A 23,128-nucleotide genomic window follows, 5' to 3' on the forward strand; every position below is an offset into this window, starting at 1 on the left:
CCCTCCCAGGTCAGCGGGTTCGCCCAGCCTATGCCTCGGGTGCCCGACGTCGAGCGGTCCTCCCGGCGGCGGCCAGTGGCGTTCGTCACGCGAGGGCGCCGGCCGGCTCCGACGGCGCGTGGGACGGCATACCGGACGGCGCCGCGCTCCGCGCGAGCAGCGGCGCGAGGCGCTCGACCAGTGCCGCCTCCAGCAGCGGGCGGACGTCGTCGACCGTGACCTGCCGGCCGAGCTCGGCGGTCAGCGATGTGACGTCGGCGTCGTCGATGCCGCAGGGCACTATGTGGTCGAACGCGGTCAGGTCGGAGTCGCAGTTCAGCGCCAGGCCGTGCATGGTGACGCCCTTGGCGACCCGCGCGCCGATGGCGCAGACCTTGCGCTCGCGGCGCGCGTTCGGCACCTCTGGTGAGTCGGCGGCGACCCACACCCCGGAACGGCCCTCGACGCGCATGGTCTCGACGCCGAGCGTGGCGCACACGTCCATCACCGCCTGCTCCAGCGTGCGGATGTACTCGACGACGTCGAACGGCTTGGCCAGCTTGATGATCGGGTACGCCACGAGCTGGCCCGGGCCGTGCCACGTGATCTGGCCGCCCCGGTCCACCTTGATGACCTCGGTGCCGTCGGTCGGGTACTCGTCGCGGTGCGTGCGCACGCCCGCCGTGTAGACGGACAGGTGCTCGAGGAGGAAGACGGTGTCGGCCTGCTCCTCGGTACGGACGGACTCGTGCGTGCTGCGCTGCAGGTCCCAGGCCTCGTGGTACTCGACGTGCCCGGTGAGGTGGCGGATGTCCATGCCCGCAACTGTAAGCCCGCCGCCCGGAGGACAGCACCGGGGCCCGGGCAGCGTCCGTTGACCGGGATTCAGCAGGCGGAAGACGGCTGTTATCGGCCCGATTGTGGTCGGTTTTGGCCTGTTGAACCATGCTCAGCAGTCGTCAGAGGTTGACCGGGGCTTCCGTGGGGGTGGGGGACGGCGTCCAGCCGCCCAGTTCGTCAAGGCGAGCGGCCACTGCGGCACCGATCCCGCCGGGCTTGTCGTTGTCGGCGGGCTTGAAGCGCAGCATCACGATCTTCCCGGTCGCCAGCAGCCGGTTCTGCCGGGGCGCGTCCTTGACGAGCGCTTCCGGTGTGGAGTGCGGCCCGACGCCGTCGATCTCGACCACGAGCCAACGCCCGTCGCGCAGGCGCCAGCCGAAGTCGCACCGGGCGAGGAAGCGTCCGTCCGTGTGGAACACGACCTGGACACGGTCCGGCGGTATGCCGTTGTCGATGCACGAGAGCCGAGCGTCGCTCTCGGCGGGAGACTCGTCATTGCTGTTGGCGAGGCTGAGCCAGCTCAGTGCTTGGCCGGCATCGCGGCGACCGTGCAGCAGCCGCTCGACCTTGGCGAGCCCGGCTTCGTTGATCAGTTCCTTGTTGAGGGCGCTGCTGACGACGGCGACGGCGTCGTCCCGGGAGAGGCGCGGTAGGGCCTGGGCGAGCGCGTGCTCGATCTTCGCGATGCGCCAGCTGCCGTACCGCAGGGTCTCGAAGTCCCCGTACTGACGCACGACCACACCGTCCCGCCCTCCGTGGTGAACGCCCCTGGGAAACGAGACCTCGGGCTCGATGTGGCGGGGCAGGCCCGCTACTCCGTGCAGGGCGAGCGCAGCAGCTCCGACTGCCGCCGCTCCGGGCCGGACCAGCAGACCCTTGACGGCCGACCGGCGTCGGATGTGGTCGAAGTAGTCGTCTCGAATCCTGGTCGACGGCGGGACGGGATCCGTGTCGACGACGCTGTCGCCTTCCCACCGCCAGACGCCATGCCTGACAAGCCGATGTATCCGGCGCCGGTCGACGCCGGCGGCGTAGCACTGCCGCACGGAGACCAGACCCTCCTGCCGGGCGGCAAGCGTGCCCACCGCTGGGGGGACCGCGCTGAGTAGACGCATGCCGGGATCAGATCACCGCCGGGCCCCCGCCTGGCGTGTGCCGGTCGAGGTTGTGCACAACCTCGACCAGCACAGAGCTGTGGTCGACCTCAAGTCGGTCTGCTCCCGTCAGGAGCGGCTGTGACCGACGTCGGCGACCGCAGAGGAGTGCCGCTCCCGACGAGAGCCGGCGGAGGCAAGCATCGCCAGCGGGTGATGCCGGCTGACTCCTGACTGGGATTCAGCAGGTGCCCGACGGCCGTTATCGGGCCGATTGTGGTCGGCCTCCGCCTGCTGAACCGGACTCAGCAGACCCTGCCACCGCGGGCCGGGGTTGGGGAGAGCCAGCCGGTCAGGAGGCTGGGAGGGGCTCCGCCGGGCAGCTCGTCAGGACGTCCTCCATGGCGTCGCGCTCGGCCGGCGTGACCCACAGCTCGTACTTGGCCTTGACCGCGATCTGCCGGGCGACGTACTCGCAGCGGAAGGCCTGGTTCTCGGGCAGCCACTCCGCCGCGTCCTTCGCGCCCTTGCCCATGTTGGCCGGGCCGTCGGAGGCGATGAGGTTGAGCGGGTCGTTCGCGATCTGGACGCGCTTGGCCTCGTCCCAGTCCGCCGCGCCGGTGGTCCAGGCGTTCATCAGCGCCACCACGTGGTCGATCTGCACGTCGCCGGAGTTCTCGCCGCGCTCGAACGCGATGGTCTCGCCCGTGTACGGGTCGTCGAGCGTGCCGGAGGCGACCTCGCAGGTGTCGCCGGCGGAGAGCTCGATGTCCTCGAGGTCCCGCTGGAGCATGTCGTTCCGGGTGTCGCAGCCGTTGTCGTCGGCGTCCTGCCAGGCGGTGCCGAAGTCGGCCTCGCGGTCGTAGCCGTCCTTGGTGGCGGCGTCCTGCACCGTGAGCGAGTCGAGCGTCGCGAGGGCCGAGCCCTCGGCGCGCTCGGCGGGGGCGGCGTCGTCCCCGAAGGACTGGAGGACGAAGTTGCCGGCGAGCACGAGTGCCGCCACTGCGATGAGTACGAGCTGCAGAGTCTTGCGGGTCTGGCTGGACTTCTTGGCTGTGGCGGACACGAGCCCCCTCATTCTGTCGGCCGGTGCTGCCCGGACGAACGGCTGCCCGGACAAGAGAAAAAACGTGCGAAACGTACCTCTTGCCTCAGTCTGCCAGAGTCGTGTTACGGCAGTTGACCCGCTGACCAGTGATCTCGCGTCGTCGCGCCTCGCGGGGCACCATGGGGCCATGGCTCTTCGGATCGGGATAGTCGGCTACGGGGGTGCGGGCAGGCAAATTCACGCCCGCCTGGCGCGAGCTGCGGGAATGGCGGTGACGGCTGTCGTCGCGCGGGACTCGGGACGGCGGGTGCAGGCGGCCGGCGACTGGCCGGGCGCGCGCCTGTTCAACGACCTGCCGTCGATGCTCGGCGAGGCCGGTCTCTACGACCTGGTGGTCATCGCGAGTCCCTCGTCCCTGCACGCCGAGCACGCGGCCGCTGTGTCCGTGGCGGGCAAGCCCTTCGTGCTCGACAAGCCCATAGCGACCACGGCGGCCGAGGCACGGCGGGTGGTGAGCGCGGCGTCGTCGTCGGGCACGCCGTTCACCGTGTTCCAGAACCGGCGCTGGGACCCCGAGCAGCTGACCCTCGCGGCCCTGCTGAAGCGGGGCGACCTCGGCACGGTGCACACCTTCGAGCGGCACTGGGAACGATGGCGGCCCAAGCCGCAGCAGCGGTGGAAGGAGAACGACGTCGTGGGCGGCGGGCTCCTGCTCGACCTCGGCCCCCACCTCGTGGACTCCGCGACCCAGCTGTTCGGCCCCGTCGTCGCGGTGTACGCCGAGACGCGAGCGCACTCCACACCCACCGAGGACGACGTGTTCCTCGTGCTGCACCACGCCGCGCCCGGCAGCAAGCCCGGCGTCGTCCCCGGGCGGGCCGCCGCGACGGACGTGCTGTTCGGGGTCGAGCCGCCCGCCAAGGGCGTCGTCTCCCGGCTGTGGGCCGGTTCCCTCGTCGGCGCGCCCGGCCCGCGCACCCGCGTGCTGGGCGACCGCGGCGCCTACCTCGTGAACTCGTTCGAGGGCGACGCCTCGCCCTTCGAGGTGCTCGACGGTGAACAACCCGAGGGCACCCACGGCTGGCTGGTCCGCGGCCGCGAGCGGACGCCCGTGCCGCAGCCCCGCGGCGGGCACGACGACTTCTACACGGCCGTCGCCGACTGGCTCGCCGGCGAGGCCGAGGTCCCCGTCGACCCCGCGGACGCCGTCCGCAACGCGGAGGTCCTGGACGCCGCGCGGCTCTCCGCCAAGGAGGGGCGGCTCATCGACCTGTGACCGCCGGGCTCGACGTGTGACCCGCCGGGCGGATGGTGGGCCACAGGGCGCCTGCGGTAGACCCAGTCCGCGCGTCAAGCATCCGGTGAGTTCACCCACAGGGCGATCGATTCGGCAAATCCTGTGGATAAAGAGCGGGCGTCGAATCGCGGGGTTCTCATGAACGGGTGCACTACATCGAATCAGCGGAACTGGTCCGCGTGGCCGTCCCCACGGACGCCGTGGCGCGTGCCCTTCTGGTGCGCCGTCTAGACACTCTCGCGACACTGGACCACCCCCACCTGGTGCCGCTCATCGCCATCTCTCCGAACGGGCCGGACAACCTGGACGTGAGGCTGTCTCGGACGGGAGCTGTCGATCTGCCCACCGCCGTCGGCTCGCGGGGTCCCCTGACCGCCGCGGAAGGCTCCGGCATCGCCGTCGCGATCGCGCAGGCGCTCGCGGCCCTGCACAGCGTGGGCCTCGTCCATGGCGGGGTCCGGCCGACGGATGTGCTGCTGCGCTCCGACGGCAGCGCCATGCTGCGGCCCCGTGTGACGCTCCCGGACCACAGCGACGACCCGGTCGATGTCACGTCGCTGGCCACGCTCGTGGAGTCGGTGCTGGGCTTCCCCGGCCCGAGCCTGAACTCCGAGGCCGACGAGGCGCTGCGCGCCGTGCTGGCCCGCGCCCGCGCTGAGGACCCGCGCGACCGGCCCGAGCCGGGCACCCTCGCGGCGCTCGCACACGACGCGGTGAAGCCCGATCCCGTGCGGCTCCCGGAGGGCTCGTCGCTGGTCTCGGCCGCGCTCAGCGGGCCGGTGCCCATCGCGGGCCACGTGCCGCTCGGCGCGCACACGCCGTCGGGCTGGCGCTCGGCCGCCAAGACGCTGACCGGTTCCCTCGCGGCGGTCGACGGCAGGACCTGGGCCGCGTCGGCGCGGCGCCGGGCGACGATGCCGCTCACCGGCCGTCCCACGACGGGTCTGATCGCGAAGGTCGCCCCGCCGCGGACCACAATGGTGTCCGTCGTCGCCACGGGCATGATCGCGGCCGGCGTCATCGCGGGCGTCACCGCGGGGGCCATGGCGCTGCCCGGGATCTTCGGCGGCGAGGAACCGGCGGTCGCCGCGCCGTCGCCCGGGGCGTCGGAGCCGCGCTGGGGCGGCATCAGCCCCGTGGCCAACGCCAAGGACCCGGCCGGTGCGGCGGTCGAGCTCACCGAGCGCCGCCTGGCGCTGCTGGCGGGGGCGGTGTCCGACATCAGCACCGTCAACGTAGAGGGCTCGCCGGCCTACACGGCCGACAAGCAGATCCTCGACGAGCTCAAGGAGACCGGCGCCCAGGTGGTCGGCGCGTCCGCCGAGGTGGCATCGACGGAGGTCGTGACGATGGGGCCGGGTGCCGCGTCGGCGCTGCAGAGCGCCACGACGGCGTCGCGCACCGAGACGGCTGGTGCCGCCGAGGGGGAGCAGGCGGCCGAGAAGGAGGCCATCGAGGCGGTGGTCCGCATCGAGTACACGATCACCGCGCACATGCAGGTCTCCGCCGACGCCGAGACGGCGGTGCCCGCGTCCAAGGAGTCGGCCGACCTGACCCTGGTGTGGACGCCCGGCGGCTGGCGCGTCAGCGAGGTGCGCTGACCTCGTTCGCCTCCACCACCCAGCGGGCCGCGTCCGACAAGTCCGCGTGCGTCCAGGCGAAACCCGTCCGGGCGAGTACCCCGGGCACGACCCGCTGGGAGGCGACGAGGTCGCCGGTGAACTGGCCGACGGCGATCCGGAGCGCGAACCGGGGCACCGGAAGCACCGCCGGCCGGTGCAGGGCCTGGGCGAGTGCGCGGGTGACCGCCCGGTTCGTGGTGGGCTCCGGGGCGACGGCGTTGACCGGCCCGCTGACGTCCGCGCCGATGGCGTGACGGATCGCCGCCACCTCGTCCGTCAGGGTGATCCAGCTCCACCACTGACGGCCGCTGCCGAGCGGCCCGCCGAGGCCGAGGCGGAGGAGTGGCAGCAGCTTGCCGAGCGCCCCGCCGGACGGCGACAGCACCAGGCCGCTGCGCAGCCAGACCACGCGCGCACCGGCCTCGGCGGCGGGCGAGGTGGCGTTCTCCCACGCCTTGACCAGGCCCGCGAGGAAGTCGGCACCGCGCTCCGACGCCTCGGTGAGGACCTCGTCGCCGCGGCTCCCGTACGCCCCGATCGCCGAGGCGTTGACCAGCGCCGGCCGCTCGTCCAGCCGGGCGATCGTGCGGGCGAGCAGGCTCGTGGTGGTGGTCCGCGAGCCGACGAGCGTCTGCTTGTAGGCCGGGGTCCAGCGGTGGGCGCCGATCCCGGCACCCGCCAGGTTCACGACGGCGTCCGCACCCTCCAGCGCCGAGGGGTCGAGCTCGCCGGTTCGCGGGTCCCACAGCAGGTCGCGGATGCCTGGCGTCGTGCCCTCGTCGGCGGCGGGCTTGGCGCCGCTGCCGGGACCGGCGGCGCCTCCGTCGGACGGCTTGGCGCCGCGGCGTACCAGCCGTCGCACGCTGTCCCCGCGCGCGACGAGGTCCGCGACCAGCGCGGAGCCGATGAAGCCGTGTGAGCCCGCGACCACCACATCCATGCCGCGAATCTACCCGCCGGATGCCCGTGCGAGGTGCCGCCTCGCGCCCGACTCGCGGCGCGCCGGGACCCCCTCGGGCGGACGACGGTGGCCGGTCCCGAACCCGGAACCGGCCACCGTCACCTGCTGAGCGCTACGCGCGCGACACGTTCGTCCGCGTCAGAGACCGACCTCCGACTCGAACGCGCCCTCCTCGATCCGGTTCTTGATCGCCGTCAGGAAGCGGGCGGCGTCCGCGCCGTCGACCAGGCGGTGGTCGTAGGACAGGAAGATGTACGCCATCGAGCGCACCGCGATGCTCTCGTTGCCGTCCTTGTCTGTCACGACGACCGGGCGCTTCGTGATGGTGCCGGTGCCCAGGATCGCGGCGTGGCCCAGGGGCACGATCGGGGTGTCGATGAGCGACCCGCCCGAACCGGTGTTGGTGATGTTGAACGTGCCGCCCGACAGCTCGTCCGGCGTCACCTTGTTCGCCCGGGTGCGGGCGCCCAGGTCCTGGATCTGCCGCGCGATGCCGGCCAGGTTCAGGTCGCCCGCGTTCTTGATGACGGGGACCACGAGCCCACGCTCGGTGTCGACGGCGATACCGACGTTCTCCGAGGGGTGGTAGGTGATCTCGCCCTTGTCGGTGTCGATCGTGGCGTTGATCTTCGGGTACGCCTTGAGCGCCTCGATCGCGGCCTGCGTGAAGAACGGCAGGAACGTCAGCTTGGCACCCTCGCGAGCGGCGAAGGACTCCTTGGCCTTGGCCCGGAGCTGCGCGACGCGGGTGACGTCGACCTCCATGACCGTGGTCAGCTGGGCCTGCGACTGCACCGCCTCGAGCATCCGCTCGGCGACGATCTTGCGCAGGCGCGACATCTTCTCGGTCGTGCCGCGCAGCGGCGACACCTCGAGCTTCGCCGGGGTCGACGGCGCCGTGGCCGCCGCGGGTGCGGCGGCGGGCGCTGCCGCTGCCGGAGCGGCCTTGGCCTCGGCGGCCGCGAGCACGTCCTCCTTGCGGATCCGGCCACCGACGCCGGTGCCCTTCACCTCGGCGACGTCGACGCCCTTCTCCGCGGCGAGCTTGCGCACGAGCGGGGTCAGGTACGAGCCGATGGTGCGGCCGCCGGACACCGCCGGAGCCGCCGCCGGAGCCGCCGCAGGTGCGGGAGCAGGCGCCGGAGCGGCGGCGGGTGCGGGAGCCGGAGCGGCGGGGGCCGGAGCCGGAGCTGCCGGCGCGGGAGCCGGTGCCGGAGCGGCGGGCGCCTCGGCGACCGGAGCCGGAGCGGCCGGTGCGGGTGCGGGTGCGGCGGGCGCCGGAGCAGCCGGCGCCGGTGCGGCGGCCAGGGCAGCCGCACCCGAACCGACGAGCGCCAGGACGGCGCCGACCTCGACGGTCTCGTCCTCCTGGACCAGGATCTTCTGGAGCGTGCCGGCGACCGGCGACGGGATCTCGGTGTCGACCTTGTCGGTCGATACCTCGAGGAGCGGCTCGTCGACGGCGACGTCGTCACCGACCTCCTTGAGCCAGCGCGTCACGGTGCCCTCGGTGACCGACTCGCCCAGTGCGGGCAGGGGGACCTCGGTACCGCCGCTGGCCGCAGCCGGGGCCTCGGCCGGGGCAGCAGCCTCGGGGGCGGGCGCGGGGGACTCGGCGGCGGGCGCCTCGGTGGGGGCGGCCTCGGCGGGCGCGGCCACCTCCGGCGTCGGCTCGGGGGCGGGAGCCTCAGCGGCTGCCGGCTCGGCGGCCGGAGCCGCCGGTGCGGCACCGGAGCCGGAGCCGATGACGGCGAGGGTGGCGCCGACCTCGACGGTGTCGTCCTCCTGGACGAGTATCTGCTCGAGCACGCCCGCGATGGGCGACGGGATCTCGGTGTCGACCTTGTCGGTCGACACCTCGAGCAGCGGCTCGTCGACGGCGACCTCGTCGCCGACAGCCTTGAGCCAACGGGTGACAGTGCCCTCGGTAACGGATTCGCCGAGGGCCGGCAGCTGCACGTTCTCAGACATGACCTGTGAGGTCTCCTTTATCGTTCTGGTCAGTTGTGGGCGTGCAGAGGCTTGCCGGCCAGCGCCATGTGTGCCTCTCCGAGTGCCTCGTTCTGGGTGGGATGTGCGTGGACGAGCGAGGCGACGTCCTCAGGGAACGCCTCCCAGCCCACGATGAGCTGACCCTCGCCGATCAGCTCGCCCACACGCGAGCCGATCAGGTGCATGCCGACCACCGGTCCGTCCTTGCGGCGCACCAGCTTGGCGAAACCCTGGGTACCCAGGATCTTGCTCTTGCCGTTGCCCGCGAGGTTGTACTCGATGGTCTCGACCTGGTCCGGGCCGTACAGCTCGGCGGCCCGTGCCTCGGTGACGCCGACGGACGCTACCTCGGGCTCGCAGTAGGTGACGCGCGGGATCGTGGCCTCGTCGATCGGCGCGGGCGCCAGGCCCGCGATCTGCTCGGCCACGAAGATGCCCTGCGCGAACCCGCGGTGGGCGAGCTGCAGGCCGGGCACGATGTCGCCGACGGCCCAGACCTGACCGCCCGCGGGAGTGGCGACGCCGGTGCGCAGGAGCTCGTCGGTCAGGACGAACCCGCGGTCGACCCGCACGCCGGCCGCCTCGTAGCCGAGGTCGGCGGTCCGCGCGCCGCGCCCGACGGCGACGAGCAGCAGGTCGGCGTCGAACGTGGTGCCCGACTCGAGCTCCACCTTGACGCCGTCGTCGGACTGCTTGGCCTGGGCGAAGCGCTCACCCAGGGAGAACTTGATGCCGCGCTTGCGGAACGCCCGCTCCAGCGCCTTCGAGAGGGCGACGTCCTCGTTCGGGACGAGATGGGGCAGCGCCTCGACGATCTGGACGTCGGCGCCGAAGGACTTCCAGACGGACGCGAACTCGACGCCGATCACACCGCCGCCGAGCACCACCACCGACTTCGGCACGGTGTCCAGCGTGAGCGCGTCGTCGGAGGTGAGGATGCGGCCGCCGAGCTCCAGGCCGGGCAGGGTCCGGGCGTACGAGCCGGTGGCGAGCACCACGTGGGTGCCGGTGTAGCGGGAGGTCGTGCCGTCCGCTGCGGTGACCTCGACGACGCCGGGGGCGGCGAGCGTGCCGTGCCCCTCGGCGACCGTGATCTTCCGCGAGGCGATCAGCCCCTGCAGGCCCTTGTACAGGCCGGCGACCACGGAGTCCTTGTAGGCGAGCACGCCCGGCATGTCGATGCCGTCCAGCGAGGTGCGGACGCCGAACTGCGCGCCGTGCGTGGCGGCGTCCGCCACCTCGGCCGCGTGCAGGAGCGCCTTGGTGGGCACGCACCCCACGTGGAGGCAGGTGCCGCCGAGCTTGCCCTCCTCGACGAGGGCCACGCGCAGACCCAGCTGTGCGGCCCGGAGCGCGGTGGCGTAGCCACCGCTTCCCCCGCCGAGCACGACGACGTCGAACGTGTCCGGACTGTCATGCGTTGGCACGTGCTGGCTCCTCGTTGACTGCGTTGACTCTGGGCCGTGCATGCACTCCGCGTGCGGGCTGCATGCAGATGGCACCGCATGCCATCTTGACACTTCAGCGGGCGTGGCCCCAATTGTGAACCCGGCTTGTCGGGTGTGACCGTGGTGACATTGACGGGTGAGCCGGGCTGTGAAAGGTGGACCGGCGGGTTCGTGGGTCTGTGACGGGCGGTGGGCGGCCTGTAACAGGAATGTGGCATTCCCTGGATCTGCGCCTGGTTGCCTAGGCCGGTGCGGGTCTCGCTAGTACTCTCGTTCCATGCCCCGCCAGTCTCGTAGCTCGCTCGCGCGATTCTTCCAGCGACGCACCTCGTCCGGCAGCGGATCGCGCCCCGGCGGCGGCGACGCGCGCCGTCAGACCTTGACGCACCTCGGTGAGTTCATCAGGACGCGGGTCGGTGTCGAGGCCTACGTGGAGCCGCCGACCACGGACATCCCCAGCACCATCCTGCTCGTGGCGAGCACGGGCGAGTGGACGCGACGCCGGGTGCCGGACGAGCGCACCGCGTTCGACCTCGCGAACCAGCTGGGGGTGCCGGTGTACAACGTCCGGTTCACCGGCTACCCCCAGCGGATGCGCGACTGGAACAGCGCCCAGCGCCGGCCGAAGTAGAACCGCCGTTGGTCGAGCTTGTCGAGACCCCCCGGACCTTGACAAGGGTCTCGACCAGCTCGACCAACGATCGTCCTACTTCGCTGTGGCGCGGGCCTCGAGGAAGGTCAGGAGGGTGCGGACGCCGACACCGGTGCCGCCGCCCGCCGTGTAGCCGTGCGCGCCGCCCTCGTTGAAGGCAGGGCCCGCGATGTCGAGGTGGGCCCACGGGTGGTCGCCCACGAAGGTCTGCAGGAACAGGCCCGCGTTGAGCATGCCGCCCCAGCGCGGTCCCGAGTTCGCGACGTCGGCCACCTTGGACTTGATGTTCGACTTGAGCTCCTCAGGGAGCGGCATCGGCCAGAACAGCTCGCCCGATGCGTCCGCGGCGGCCTTGACCTCGTCGCGCACCTCGTCGGTGCCCATGACGCCGGAGGTGCGGGTGCCGAGCGCGACCATCTGGGAGCCCGTGAGGGTGGCGATGTCGAGCACGACGTCGTGGCCGTCCTCGACGGCCGACACGAGGCCGTCGGCCATGACGAGGCGGCCCTCGGCGTCGGTGTTCAGCACCTCGACGGTCTTGCCGCCGTAGATGGTGATGACGTCGGCGGGGCGCTGCGCGTTGCCGCCCGGCATGTTCTCGGCGAGGCAGAGGTAGCCGGTGACTGCGACCGGCAGGTTCAGCTTGGCGGCGGCGACCACCGTGGACAGGACGGCGGCGGCGCCGGCCATGTCCGACTTCATGGCCTCCATGCCGGCGGCCGGCTTGATGGAGATGCCGCCGGAGTCGAACGTGATGCCCTTGCCCACCAGCGCGACCTTCGCGTTCGGCTTGGCCGGCGTGTAGGCGACCTTGACGAGGCGCGGCCCGCGCGAGGAGCCCTGCCCGACGGCGGTGAGGCCGCCGTAGCCGCCCGACGCGAGCTGCTTGTCGTCCAGGACGGTCACGCGCACGTGCTTCACGTCCTTGGCGGCGGCCTTCGCGGCGTCGGCGAACGTGGCCGGGTACAGCTCGTTGGGCGCCGTGTTGACGAGGTCGCGGGTGGCGTGGACCGCCGCGGCGAGGACCTGGGCGCGCTCGGCGGCGGCCTTCGCCTTCGCGTTCTTGTGCAGCGGCGTCAGGATCTCGATGGTGGCGACCGGGTCCTTGCCGTTCTTCGCGGCCTTCGTGGCGTCCTTGGCCGAGTCCTTACCGGTGGTGCGGTAGCGGTTGAACGCGTAGGCGCCCAGCAGCGCGCCCTCCGTCACGGCGGTGATCTCGTCGTCGTCCGACGCGGGCAGCGCGATCGCGGCGGACTCGAGGCCCGCCAGCTCGCGGGTCGCCGCGCCCGCGGCCCGGCGCAGGGTCTCGGTGGCGAAGGTGCCGTCGTCGGCGCGCTCGCCCAGGCCGGTCAGGACCAGCACCTCGGCGGCGAGCTGCGGGCCGGCGGGGATCTTGCGGACCTCGTCGCGCGCGCCGGTGACACCGAGCTGCGGCGCGAGCGACTCGAGCTGCGTCAGCAGGTCCGTGGGGAGCAGGTCGGACACGACGGCTACGCCGTCCGACGTCTGGGCGGTCGCCACCACGAGCGCTTCGGCCTTCACGGCGGTGGGATTCTTGCTGGAGAGTGTCACGTCGGTCACGGGGCCGATCGTAACCCGCGCCCCTGACACGGGTCCGGGCAGGGGCGGGGGCAGGGGCGGTCCGGCGCCAGACGGCGGCAGGACAAGGACCAGATAGAGGCGCAGGTCACGCGCGATCCGATTGCCGCCCCGTCGGTGCCGCCCGGTAGTCTGCGAGACGTGATCCTTGCCCTCCTGCTCCTCGCGGTCGCGCTGTGCGTGGTCCTGGCCGGGTGGGCCGGCTGGTTCGTGGCCCGCGACCGGGCAGTCATCCTGAACCAGCTCTGGGGCGGCGCCGTCGTCGAGGGTGTAGTCCTGATACAGGGCGTCGTGGCGATCGTGCTGAGCGCCACGGGCACGGGTGGGGGCGACCCGCTGCTGTTCTGGGGCTACTTCGCCACCACCCTGGTCATCCTCCCCGTCGCCGCCGCGTGGGCCTTCGCCGAGCGCACCAAGTGGAGCTCGGTGGTGCTGCTGGTGGCTTCCCTGACCGTGGCATTCCTTCAGTGGCGCATGTGGCAGATCTGGACGGGGGCATGATGGCGCGACCGACAGCCGGACGGCGGACCGGGCAGGGCTTCGGCCGTGTCCTGGTGACCATCTACGGGATCCTGGCGTTCGCCGCGCTCGGCCGCTCGTCCTACGAGCTGGTCGTGAAGTTCGGCGAGGCGCCGGTGGCGTACACGCTGTCGACGCTCGCCGCCGTCGTCTACGTGGTGGCGACGTTCGCCCTCGCGATCGGTACTCCGACCTGGCGCGTGGTCGCATGGATCACCGTGGGCATCGAGGCCGTCGGCGTAGTGACCGTCGGCGCGCTGTCGCTCGCCGACGCCGAGGCGTTCGGCGAGTCGACCGTATGGTCCGGGTTCGGCCAGGGCTACGGTTACGTGCCGCTGGTCCTGCCCTTCGTGGGGTTGTGGTGGCTGTGGCGGACGTCGCACAGCCAGTCCGAGGAGAGGACTGCATGAGCTGGCCGTACTCGCTGTTGTTCAACGGCGTCTTCCGTGGCATGGACCCCGAGCGGGCGCACGAGCTCGCGTTCTCGCTGATCGAGCGCGCGGGGAACGTGCCGGTCCTGCGCGACATCGTGCAGGGCGCCGTCGCCCCCTACCTCGGCCAGCGCGCCGGGGGGCCGGGCAGCGTCCGCCTCTTCGGCAGGGTGGTGCCGGCCCCGTTCGGCCTGGCCGGAGGGTTCGACAAGAACGCGCGAGCGGTCCGCGGCCTGACGATGCTCGGCTTCGGGTTCGTCGAGATCGGCACGGTGACGGCGCACCCGCAGCCCGGCAACGAGAAGCCGCGCATGTGGCGCGAGCTCGACGTACGCGGCGTGCGCAACCGGATGGGCTTCAACAACGAGGGCGCCGCGGCCGCGGCGGACCGGCTGCGGGACCTGCGGCGCACCGCTGCGGGCCGCGCGGTAGTGGTCGGCGCCAACATCGGCAAGACCAAGACGACGGCGCCCGAGGACGCGCCGGCCGACTACGCCACGTCGGCCCGGCTGCTGGCGCCCTGGGCGGACTACCTCGTGGTCAACGTCTCCTCCCCGAACACTCCGGGCTTGCGCGACCTGCAAGCCACCGAGTCGCTGCGGCCCATCCTGCAGGCGGTGCGTGCCGCCGCGGACGAGGCCAACGCCTCGGTGTTCACCGGCGGCGGCCGGCGCGTCCCGCTCCTGGTGAAGATCGCGCCCGATCTCGCGGGCGAGGACGTCGACGCCGTCGCCGACCTCGTGCTCGAGCTGGGGCTGGACGGCGTGGTCGCCGTCAACACGACGATCGGCCACGACCGCGGCCCAGGTGGGCTGTCCGGCCCGCCGCTGCTGGGCCGGGGCCTCGAGGTGGTCGCGCGGCTGCGCGGGCGGCTCGGCACGGGCCCCGTCATCATCGGAGTGGGCGGCATCACGCGGGCCGACGACGTCCGCGCCTATCTGCGCGCCGGTGCCGACCTGACCCAGGGTTACACGTCATTCGTCTACGAGGGGCCACTGTGGGCGTCGCGGATCAACCGCGCGCTGACCCGCTCGGCAGGCTCGACCGCAAGTGGGAGGCTGGAGTGATCCGTCCGCAGTGGGAGTGGGCCCTCGACGACGCCGAGGGGCGTCGCCTGAACGAGCCCGTCACGCCCGTCTTCACCGCGCAGTACGACGCCGAGCAGTGGCTGGGCGAGCACTGGCGTGCGCTGGCTGAGGCCGGTGCGCTGCAGGCGCGGCTGCTGCACGACGGCACCCAGGCCGCACCGAGCGTGGAGCTGCGGTTGCCGTGAGCCTCCGCTCGGAGGCCGGGGCGGGCGGCGGCATGATGGTCCGATGGATCTCGATGCCGTAGAGCTCGTCCCGTCCCAGCTCACGCCGGACCAGGCCAGGGCCCGGTTCCGCGCCGGCCTGCGCGTGCCGACGTCGGGCTGGGCCGCGGGCTGGACCCAGGCCAACCTGATCGCCCTGCCGCACGCCGACGCGTACGACTTCCTGCTGTTCGCGCAGCGCAACCCCAAGCCGTGCCCGGTGCTGGACGTGACCGAGCCGGGCGAGACGTCGGCGTCGATCTTCGCGGGCGACCTGCGCACCGACCTGCCCGCCTACCGCGTCTACCGCGACGGCGAGCTCGCCGAGGAGCTCACCTCCGTTACGCACCTGTGGCGGGACGACCTGGTCACCTTCCTGGTGGGCTGCAGCTTCACCTTCGAGGCCGCGCTGCTGGAGGCGGGCCTGCCCGTGCGCCATATCGAGGCCGGCTCCAACGTGCCGATGTACCGCACGGACCGGGAGTGCCGGCCTGCCGGTGCCCTGTCCGGCCCGCTCGTCGTGTCGATGCGTCCGGTCCCGGCGAGCCAGGTGGCCGACGCCGTCCGGATCACCTCGCGGTATCCCGCCGTGCACGGTGCGCCGGTGCACGTGGGCGACCCGGCCGAGCTGGGCATCGCCGACCTGGCGGCCCCGGACTTCGGGGACGCGGTCGAGGTCCGTGACGGCGAGGTTCCCGTGTTCTGGGCGTGCGGCGTGACGCCGCAGGCCGCGGTGATGCGGTCGCGCCCGTCGTTCGCGATCGGCCACGCGCCGGGGCACATGGCGATCACCGACGCCCGGGACTCGAGCTACCTCGTGCCGTGACGTCGTCACGTGCGGGAGCCGGCGGACCGCTGGCGCCTCGCCACCCGGCCCCACGCCCGGACCAGGCGCGGCACGGCGTCGGCCAGCTCGGCCGGCGACCGCGTGAAGGTGAGCCGCACGCGCGAGGCCGCGCCGGCGTTGTCCGGCGTGAACAGCGGGCCCGCCGTGACGAGGGCGCCCTCCGCCGCGGCCGCGGCGGCGAAGGCCTGCGCGACCGGCCGGCCCAGGTCGACCCAGCAGAACAGCCCGCCCTGCGGCTCCGGGACGTCCCAGGGGAAGGACTGACGGAGCATGCCGACCAGCAGGTCACGGCGTTCGCGCAGCATGCGGCGCCGGCCCGCCATCACCTCGGCGCGGCGCCCGAGCAGCTCCGTCACGGCGAGCTGCTCCAGGACCGCCGTCGCGATGTCGGCCGACTGGCGCGCCCGCGCGAGCTGGGCGATCACCTGCGGGTGCGCCCGGATCCAGCCGACACGGAGCCCGCCCCAGAACGACTTCGAGGCCGACCCGACGCACACCACGTGCGGCGACGTCCCGTCCCCGGCGAACGCGGGCGGCGTGCTGTCGTCCGACAGCCCGAGCTCGACGAGCGTCTCGTCGCCCACGACCGTCACGCCGTGCCGTTCGGCGATCTCCCGGACCGCCGCGCGTTCGTCGGCGGACAGCACGAACCCCGTCGGGTTCTGGTAGTCCGGCACCAGGTACACGAGCCGCGGCCGGGCGCGGCGCACGGCAGAGGCGAGCTGGTCGACGTCGAGCGGCCCGGTGGGCACCCCGATCACGCGGCCCCCGGCGTCGCGCATGGCCTCCATGGCGTGGAAGTAGGTGGGCGACTCCACGAGCGCGCGGTCGCCGGGGCGCAGGTGGGTGTGCGCCAGCAGGGCGATCGCCTGCTGCGCGCCGGTCGTGACCAGGATCTCGTCGGCGGTGGTCGGCACGCCGCGCTCGCGGTACCGCGCGGCGATGGCCTCGCGCAGCGGCGCGAGGCCGTACGGCTCGTACCCGCCGGAGTCGAGGTAGGCGGGCATCCGGTCCAGCGCCCGCGCGAAGGCCTCGTGCAGCTCGGGCGGAGCAGGCGGCGTGGCCTGCCACAGGTCCAGGTGCCCGGCGTCGGGAACGAGGCCTGGCCGTCCGCCCCTGCGCAGGGCGTCGTCGGCCAGGGGCGCGTCCCCGCCGGAGGGCCGGCCCGGCCCCGGCTCGACGGCCCGTTGCGGCAGGGTCGTGACCGTGCCCGAGCCGACGCGGCTGACCGCGAAGCCGAGCTCCCGAAGCCGCGCGTACGCGCCGGAGGTGGTGGTGCGCGAGACGCTGAGCGTGGCCGCCAGCTCCCGCTCGCTGGGCAGGCGGGTGTGCGGCGCCAGCGTCCCCGACAGGACGGCGGCCCGGAGCGCGTCGGCAAGCGCCACGTAGGCCGGGCCGCCCGCATGCCACGTGCCGAGCAGGCGCGCGGCGGACGCGGGGGAGAGCTGGCGTAGTACGGTCGGAGACGCAGCGGACATGGGGCCACTCTTGCGCGATTGGCCATGGAAGACAAGGCCATTGGTCGGCACCATGGGTGGCATGACCACGACCACCGGCCGTCCGGCCGAGCACGCGCAAAGCCCCGTAGCCGTCCTGATGCACCCCGTGCGCCGGGGCACGCAGCTCCTGCTCGGGCTCGTGGGCTTCGGCGTCGCCACGGCGCTGATGCTGCACTCGGGCCAGGGCGCGATGCCCTGGGCGGTGCTGGACCAGGGCATCGTGGACCGCACGGGCCTGGCCTACGGATGGGTGGTGCTCGGGGTCGGGCTCCTGGTGATGCTCGCCTGGATCCCGCTGCGCCAGAAGCCGGGGATCGGCACGATCGTCAACATCATCGTCATCAGCCTGGTGATCGACCCGACGCTGTGGGTGCTGGAGCGGCTGCTGCCCGCTCCCGCGCTCCCGGCCGGGATCGGGCTGTCGCTGGGCGGGACCGTGCTGCTCGGGGTGAGCACCGCCGCCTACGTGGGCGCTCGGCTGGGGCCCGGCCCGCGCGACGGGCTGATGACCGGGCTGGTGCACCGGACCGGGTGGCCGGTCTGGCTGGTCAAGACAGTCCTCGAGGTCTCCGTCGTCGTGCTCGGCGTGCTGCTCGGAGGGACGTTCGGCTGGGCGACCGTCGTGTTCGCGTTCGGCGTCGGCCCGGTGGTGCAGGTCGCCGCGCGGTGGCTCGCGCCGTCCGGCCTGGCGGGCGGCCATTGACCTAACCTCGCCCCTACCCTTCGCCGTCGGCCGATAAACCTGCGAGCCTCGTTGAACGTGGTGGGGGGTATGAGCATCGACACCGAAGACACCGAGCGCACCACCGTGCGCGTGGCTCGATCGCGAGACGACGACTTCGTCGCGTTCGTCGAGACGGCCGGACCCTACCTCTACCGCACCGCATACCTCCTGGCCGGCGACAGCCACCGGGCGGAGGACCTGGTGCAGACCGCGTTCGAGCGCACCTACCGGGTCTGGGACACGGTGCGCGACGGCGAACCTCGCGCCTACGCCCGGCGTGTCCTGGTGAACCTGCGCATCGACACGTGGCGGCACACCCGGCGTGAGGTCGTGCCGGGCGACGACCACATCCCGGTGCGGGTCGCTCAGGACGGGTCTCGGGAGGTGGAGGTGCGGGATGCGCTCGTGCGCGCCCTCGCGCGGCTCGCGCCACAACAGCGGCGCGTAGTGGTGCTCCGACACCTGCTTGATCTTTCCGAGGCTGACGTCGCTGCGGAGCTCGGCCGGAGCGTCGGCACGGTCAAGGCGACCAACGCCCGCGCGCTGGAACGCCTGCGCGGCATGGTCGCGGGCGTCGACCTGGAGCTCGTCGACGCGCCCGCTGTGGACGCCGCCGCAGTGCTGCGCGACAGCCGGGCGGCGCTGCGCCGTCGTCGGGTGGCGCAGGGGACGACGTCGGGCGCGGCCGCGCTGCTCGTTTTGTGGTTCCTGGCGGGACCGGTGCGGGTGCCGGGCCTGGGGGAAGTCGCCCTGCCGGGGAGCGAGTGGTTCCGGGAGGTGACCGGCATCGAGCGGCTGCTCGACGACGCGGAGCCCGCGCCGGGCCCGACCGCCCCGGCCGTTCCCGCCGCGGAGGTGGCGCCGCTGCGCGAGACCTTCGCCGTCCTGGGCGACGAGACCGCTACGGCAACGCTCGCCGCGGACGGCTCGTACTTCATGGTGAAGTCCTCCCCGGATTCCGGGATGCCCGGGGTGCCGGACGGTGCCGGCTCGTCCGTGGTCGAGGCCGTGGAGATCCAGGAGGACGGGATCGCGCACGCCGTCGAGTACACAGGTTCGGGGCCGGTCGACGGCCGGGGCGCCAAGATTCTCGCGGCGGTACGCCAGGGTGCCCGCCTGGCCTGGGTCGAGTCACCGGTGGTCGACGGCGACCCGGACGTCTGGGAGATCCGCGTGTACGACGAAGGAACATCGAGGCCGTCTCCGGTGGCGGAGCACCACGCGTCCGACCAGCCGGCGGACGGCGCTGTCCTCAGCGACCCGTGGATCGGGCTCACCGCCGGACGAGTCGCCTGGCTGACCGTCGCTCCGGGACCGGACGGCGAGGGCGTGCGCACTGTCTCGGCGAAAGCCGTGGACGGCGAGGGCGACGAGCACGTCGTCGCGACGGATGTGCTGACGTTCGCGACCCACGACGACGAGGTGGTCACCACGACCGCGAAGACGGGCGCCGACGGTGTGACGCGGCACGCCATCACCTCCTTCCGCGACGACGGGCGCACGGAGATCATCCTGCCCGCCACCCCGGCCGAGCCTGGGGACGCGTCCGGCTGGGGCACCGAGCTCGCTGTCTCCGACAGGCTCGTGGCGTGGAACGACGGCGCCGCGGTCCACGTGCTCGATCGCAGGACGGGGCGGGAGCGGGCCTTCGAACCGGGAGCCCCAGGGGAAGTCGTGACGTCGATCGGCGTGTCGGCGGGCGACGTGGTGTGGAGCACGGCGGGTGAGGACGAGAACACCGCGTACCTGCTCGCCGACGCGCTCGGCGACGGACGGACCGAGGTCCTGGACCAGGGCGCCGGGGTGGGCTCGGTCGCGATCGCCGGGGACCTCGTCGCGTGGCGGGTGGAGGCCGTGGACACCGGTACGGCGTCGCTGCACCGAGCCCGGTTCGAGCGATGAGTGGCGAGGCGGCGACCTGGATCAGCCGCTCCACGCACTTGGTCCTTCCGGCGCGCAGAGAGGGTCGATTCGATTCGACTGTTTGTCATAGGGTGCGGCCATGGTCAACTATCGGTACCTCGGTCACAGTGGTCTCAAGATCTCGGAGATCACGTACGGCAACTGGCTCACGCACGGCTCGCAGGTCGAGAACGACGTCGCCTCGGCGTGCGTCCGCGCCGCCCTGGACGCGGGCATCACCACCTTTGACACGGCTGACGTGTACGCCAACACGGCCGCAGAGCAGGTGCTCGGCGACGCGCTGAAGGGCGAGCGCCGCGAGTCGCTCGAGATCTTCACCAAGGTCTACTGGCCCACCGGGCCCAAGGGCCCCAACGACACGGGCCTGTCGCGCAAGCACATCATGGAGTCCATCAACGGCTCGCTGACGCGCCTCGGCACCGACTACGTCGACCTGTACCAGGCGCACCGGTACGACGTGGAGACCCCGCTCGAGGAGACGATGCAGGCGTTCGCCGATGTCGTCCGGCAGGGCAAGGCCCTCTACATCGGCGTCTCCGAGTGGACCGCCGACCAGATCCGCGACGGCGCGGCCCTGGCCAAGGAGCTCGGCTTCCAGCTGATCTCCTCGCAGCCGCAGTACTCGATGCTGTGGCGGGTCATCGAGGACGAGGTCGTCCCGGCGTCGAAGGAGGCCGGCGTCTCGCAGATCGTGTGGTCGCCCATGGCGCAGGGCGTCCTGTCGGGCAAGTACCTGCCGGGTCAGCCGGCCCCCGCCGGCTCGCGGGCCACCGACGAGAAGGGCGGCGCGCAGACGATCAGCCGCTTCATGAACGACGAGACCCTGGCCGCCGTGCAGAACCTCAAGCCCGTTGCCGCCGAGCTGGACCTGTCGATGGCGCAGCTCGCCGTCGCGTGGGTGCTGCAGAACGACAACGTGGCCGCCGCGCTCGTCGGCGCCTCGCGGCCCGAGCAGGTCGCAGAGAACGTCAAGGCGTCGGGTGTGACCATCCCGGCGGAGCTGCTGAAGCAGATCGACGCGGCCCTCGACGGCGTCGTCGTGCGGGACCCGGCGAAGACCCTCGAGGGCATGCCCAAGAAGCGCCCCGCCTGATCGATCGTCACGAAGGAGAGCGCCTGTTCGGTCTCGACAGGCTCGACCACCGGTGGTCGAGCCTGTCGAGACCGGACAGGCGCTCTACTTCGCGGCAGTGTTCACTCGGCGCCTGCGCCCAGGAGGCGGTCGTATTCGGCCATGGCCGTCGCCACGGCGGTCTGGGCCCAGAAGCGGTGGTAGGTGAACTGCGGGACGTCGCCGCCGTCGAGGTACTCCTGCACCTCGGGGAACATCGGGTCGTCCTCGTAGAACGACCGGATGTCCAGGAACGAGACGCCCGCCGAAGCCTGGTCGCCGTTCGGGTAGGTGCCCGTCCAGCCCGGCGGGACGTAGACGCCGTCGCCGCCGGGCTGGTACTCGTCGTCGAACCGGCGGAAGTCGGCGCGGGACTCGACGGTGCCGATGCCCTTCGCGTCGCTGTTCTGCTCCCACATGGCGTCGAGCAGCGCCTTGGCGGTGTCCGCGGACTCCTGGTCGCCCGACACCGCGGCGTAGTAGGTGAGCGTGCGCGCGATCGCGCCGGCCACGCCGACGTCCTGCCCGTGGGACGTGACCTGGACGTGCAGGCCCGTGTTGGCCCCGGGGGTGCCCGGGTTCCAGGCGTCCGGGGCGCCGGACCAGGACAGCTCGGACGGCACCTGCCAGGAGTCGGCGGTCACGGTGATCTCGTCGAGCACCCAGGGCACCCACTTGTCGAGGATGGCCTTGGCCCGCTCGTCGCCCGTCTGCTGGTAGAGCTGGGCTATCCGCTCCACGCCCCAGCCCTGCATGCCGAACCACTGGTTCGACGGCGGGTCGTGGTAGACCGGCGCCTCGTCGTACACCATGTCGTAGAACGTGGGCGTGCCCGCGGGGTGCGAGCCGTAGGCCCCGTCGACGCTGTTGGTGGCGCCGCCCGCGATGCCGCCCTCGGCGGACTGCAGCCACTGGAAGAACTCGAGCTGCCGGTCCAGGCTGGTCGACCAGTCGTCCTTGGCGGTCGGGGACGCCGGCACCAGGTCGGCGTCGGTGGACAGGGCGTAGGCCGCGAGCGGGTTCTGGTAGCCGAAGTGGGCGTGCGAGGAGCCGATGCGCCAGGCCCAGGGGCCGCTCGTGTCCAGCGCGCCGCCCCAGGCGTAGTACCAGGACAGCAGGTAGTGCGCCGAGCTGCGCCCCGACCCGGGCGAACAGCTCGTCGACTCGCAGCCGATCTCCTTGAAGTACTTGTCGAACAGGGAGTACCGCAGGTAGTCGCCCATCTTGGACGCCTTGTCGACCGTGCCGGAGATCTCGCCGCCGGCGCCCTGCTCGGTCGCGAACTGCTTGGCCCAGTAGACGGCCTCCACGGCGCGGGCGTCGGCGTCGGGCGCGTTGGTGTACTTCCACTGGCGGGCGTAGCTCGCGTCGCCGGTGAACAGGTCCAGGTAGCCGTTCGGGCCGCCGTAGGAGAAGTCGTCGATGGCGGGCTGCGGGATCGTCTCCCAGACCGACTCCTGCGGGCCGCGCTGGAACGTGTTGATGTAGGACGTGCCCTCGTAGTCCGGGCCCAGCAGCTCCGAGGAGCCGGGCGCGGCGCCGAAGCCGTACACGTTGTCGACGTCGGCCAGCCAGTGCATGCCGTAGACCTCGCTGGTGCCGTAGGTCTGGCGGAGCTCCGCGCCGATCGGGTCCTGGCCCACCGCGACGCCCGAGTCGAGCCGGGACGGGTAGGCGCTCGGGTGGTTGTGCTCCGGGGCGTACGTGGCCGGGGACGCCGGGTTGTACGCGCCGTTGGTCGGCTGGTTCTCGGTGGTGGGGATCATGTACGCCTCGAGCGTGTCCCACGCGTGGTTGAACGGCTCCCAGTCGCCCGTGATCTGGCCGTACGACGTCTCCAGCCACAGCCAGAAGCTGTACGCCTCCGACGTCGTCTCGTGGCCGTAGTCCGGCGCCTCCACCAGGAGCGTCTCCGCCGAGTGGTACGGGATGCCCTGCGCGGAGAAGTAGCCGTTCGCGGGGTCGTGCATCTTCGCGTACAGCTCCAGGAACCGGTCCGCGTACTCGCCGGTCACGGCCCGGGGCGCCGCCCGCGTGGCGGGGTCCGGGCCGGCGCCTGCCGGATCGGCGTCGGCCGGGCCGGCGGCCGCGGGAAGGATGCCCAGGGCGCCCAGCGACAGGGCTGCCAGTGCTGCGGCGGCGAGGACTGACCGCCTTCGGACTCGGTTCATGGCGTGGCCTCCGGTGCGTGCGTCGTCGAACGGCACCCGCGGTGCGGGCGCACCTCAGACGGTCGGCGCGCGGGCCGGCG

20 protein-coding genes are annotated in these 23,128 nt (G+C 72.6%); 11 read left to right on the forward strand and 9 right to left on the reverse strand.

What is annotated here, in order from left to right:
• Positions 1-85 precede the first annotated feature (85 nt).
• The 3 genes from lipB to ACFT2C_RS12315 form a co-directional block, all read right to left on the reverse strand.
• Positions 86-796, reverse strand: a complete 711-nt coding sequence (gene lipB / locus ACFT2C_RS12305) for a lipoyl(octanoyl) transferase LipB (RefSeq protein ID WP_377207344.1) — start codon at positions 794-796, stop codon at positions 86-88.
• A gap of 142 nt (positions 797-938) precedes the next feature.
• Positions 939-1,934: a type IV toxin-antitoxin system AbiEi family antitoxin domain-containing protein gene (locus ACFT2C_RS12310; protein WP_377207345.1), complete on the reverse strand. Its 996-nt coding sequence runs from the start codon at positions 1,932-1,934 to the stop codon at positions 939-941.
• A gap of 331 nt (positions 1,935-2,265) precedes the next feature.
• Positions 2,266-2,979: an HNH endonuclease family protein gene (locus tag ACFT2C_RS12315; RefSeq protein ID WP_377207346.1), complete on the reverse strand. Its 714-nt coding sequence runs from the start codon at positions 2,977-2,979 to the stop codon at positions 2,266-2,268.
• A gap of 169 nt (positions 2,980-3,148) precedes the next feature.
• On the opposite strand from ACFT2C_RS12315, the gene ACFT2C_RS12320 reads away from it, so the two are divergent.
• Both ACFT2C_RS12320 and ACFT2C_RS12325 read left to right on the forward strand, forming a co-directional pair.
• Complete coding sequence (locus tag ACFT2C_RS12320; RefSeq protein ID WP_377207347.1) at positions 3,149-4,237, forward strand: Gfo/Idh/MocA family oxidoreductase; 1,089 nt, start codon at positions 3,149-3,151, stop codon at positions 4,235-4,237.
• 200 nt (positions 4,238-4,437) lie between these two features.
• Positions 4,438-5,859 (forward strand): hypothetical protein, encoded by a 1,422-nt coding sequence (locus ACFT2C_RS12325; RefSeq protein WP_377207348.1) that lies wholly within the window; start codon positions 4,438-4,440, stop codon positions 5,857-5,859.
• Here the strand turns inward: ACFT2C_RS12325 and ACFT2C_RS12330 are convergent.
• The 3 genes from ACFT2C_RS12330 to lpdA form a co-directional block, all read right to left on the reverse strand.
• Positions 5,843-6,820, reverse strand: coding sequence for a TIGR01777 family oxidoreductase (locus ACFT2C_RS12330; protein WP_377207349.1), 978 nt, complete (start codon positions 6,818-6,820; stop codon positions 5,843-5,845). The two genes, ACFT2C_RS12325 and ACFT2C_RS12330, sit on opposite strands and share 17 nt — an antisense overlap.
• Before the next feature lie 159 nt (positions 6,821-6,979).
• On the reverse strand, positions 6,980-8,812 hold the full coding sequence (gene sucB / locus ACFT2C_RS12335) for a 2-oxoglutarate dehydrogenase, E2 component, dihydrolipoamide succinyltransferase (RefSeq protein WP_377207350.1): 1,833 nt from the start codon (positions 8,810-8,812) through the stop codon (positions 6,980-6,982).
• Positions 8,813-8,841: 29 nt separating this feature from the next.
• The gene (gene lpdA, locus ACFT2C_RS12340) at positions 8,842-10,302 is read right to left on the reverse strand and encodes a dihydrolipoyl dehydrogenase (RefSeq protein WP_377207351.1); all 1,461 of its coding nucleotides are present in this window, start codon (positions 10,300-10,302) and stop codon (positions 8,842-8,844) included.
• Positions 10,303-10,558: 256 nt separating this feature from the next.
• Here lpdA and ACFT2C_RS12345 point away from each other — a divergent pair, with 256 nt between their 5' ends.
• Positions 10,559-10,912 carry an oxidoreductase gene (locus tag ACFT2C_RS12345; RefSeq protein ID WP_377207352.1) on the forward strand — a complete coding sequence of 118 codons (354 nt, stop codon included), beginning with the start codon at positions 10,559-10,561 and terminating at the stop codon, positions 10,910-10,912.
• 75 nt (positions 10,913-10,987) lie between these two features.
• On the opposite strand, the gene ACFT2C_RS12350 is transcribed toward ACFT2C_RS12345, so the two are convergent.
• Entirely contained in the window at positions 10,988-12,514 is a 1,527-nt protein-coding gene (locus tag ACFT2C_RS12350) for a leucyl aminopeptidase (protein ID WP_377207353.1), read from the reverse strand.
• Positions 12,515-12,673: 159 nt separating this feature from the next.
• Between ACFT2C_RS12350 and ACFT2C_RS12355 the strand changes: the two genes are divergently transcribed.
• Genes ACFT2C_RS12355 through ACFT2C_RS12375 form a run of 5 tightly spaced genes read left to right on the forward strand, consistent with a single transcriptional unit; the run spans position 12,674 to position 15,599 of the window.
• On the forward strand, positions 12,674-13,033 hold the full coding sequence (locus tag ACFT2C_RS12355; RefSeq protein ID WP_377207354.1) for a hypothetical protein: 360 nt from the start codon (positions 12,674-12,676) through the stop codon (positions 13,031-13,033).
• Entirely contained in the window at positions 13,033-13,461 is a 429-nt protein-coding gene (locus tag ACFT2C_RS12360; RefSeq protein WP_377207355.1) for a hypothetical protein, read from the forward strand. The genes ACFT2C_RS12355 and ACFT2C_RS12360 overlap by 1 nt, the downstream gene beginning before the upstream one ends.
• Positions 13,458-14,549 (forward strand): quinone-dependent dihydroorotate dehydrogenase, encoded by a 1,092-nt coding sequence (locus ACFT2C_RS12365; RefSeq protein ID WP_377207356.1) that lies wholly within the window; start codon positions 13,458-13,460, stop codon positions 14,547-14,549. Before ACFT2C_RS12360 ends, ACFT2C_RS12365 begins: the two co-directional genes overlap by 4 nt.
• Positions 14,546-14,755: a hypothetical protein gene (locus ACFT2C_RS12370; RefSeq protein ID WP_377207357.1), complete on the forward strand. Its 210-nt coding sequence runs from the start codon at positions 14,546-14,548 to the stop codon at positions 14,753-14,755. The genes ACFT2C_RS12365 and ACFT2C_RS12370 overlap by 4 nt, the downstream gene beginning before the upstream one ends.
• 43 nt (positions 14,756-14,798) lie before the next feature.
• Positions 14,799-15,599 (forward strand): putative hydro-lyase, encoded by an 801-nt coding sequence (locus tag ACFT2C_RS12375; RefSeq protein WP_377207358.1) that lies wholly within the window; start codon positions 14,799-14,801, stop codon positions 15,597-15,599.
• Positions 15,600-15,604: 5 nt separating this feature from the next.
• Here the strand turns inward: ACFT2C_RS12375 and ACFT2C_RS12380 are convergent, their stop codons facing one another.
• A complete protein-coding gene (locus tag ACFT2C_RS12380; protein WP_377207359.1) occupies positions 15,605-17,098 on the reverse strand; it encodes a PLP-dependent aminotransferase family protein in 1,494 nt (497 codons plus the stop codon).
• A gap of 61 nt (positions 17,099-17,159) precedes the next feature.
• Between ACFT2C_RS12380 and ACFT2C_RS12385 the strand changes: the two genes are divergently transcribed.
• From ACFT2C_RS12385 to ACFT2C_RS12395, 3 genes are all read left to right on the forward strand, one after another.
• Entirely contained in the window at positions 17,160-17,822 is a 663-nt protein-coding gene (locus ACFT2C_RS12385; RefSeq protein ID WP_377207360.1) for a YitT family protein, read from the forward strand.
• A 69-nt stretch (positions 17,823-17,891) separates the two neighbouring features.
• Positions 17,892-19,745, forward strand: coding sequence for a SigE family RNA polymerase sigma factor (locus ACFT2C_RS12390; RefSeq protein ID WP_377207361.1), 1,854 nt, complete (start codon positions 17,892-17,894; stop codon positions 19,743-19,745).
• Between the two features lie 100 nt (positions 19,746-19,845).
• On the forward strand, positions 19,846-20,859 hold the full coding sequence (locus ACFT2C_RS12395) for an aldo/keto reductase family protein (RefSeq protein ID WP_377207362.1): 1,014 nt from the start codon (positions 19,846-19,848) through the stop codon (positions 20,857-20,859).
• A 101-nt stretch (positions 20,860-20,960) separates the two neighbouring features.
• Here the strand turns inward: ACFT2C_RS12395 and ACFT2C_RS12400 are convergent, their stop codons facing one another.
• Positions 20,961-23,048 (reverse strand): glycoside hydrolase family 48 protein, encoded by a 2,088-nt coding sequence (locus ACFT2C_RS12400; RefSeq protein WP_377207363.1) that lies wholly within the window; start codon positions 23,046-23,048, stop codon positions 20,961-20,963.
• Positions 23,049-23,128 lie beyond the last annotated feature (80 nt).

Origin of the sequence: Promicromonospora sp. NPDC057138 (assembly GCF_042670845.1) — a bacterium.
In the GTDB taxonomy this organism is placed as follows: Bacteria; Actinomycetota; Actinomycetes; order Actinomycetales; family Cellulomonadaceae; genus Promicromonospora.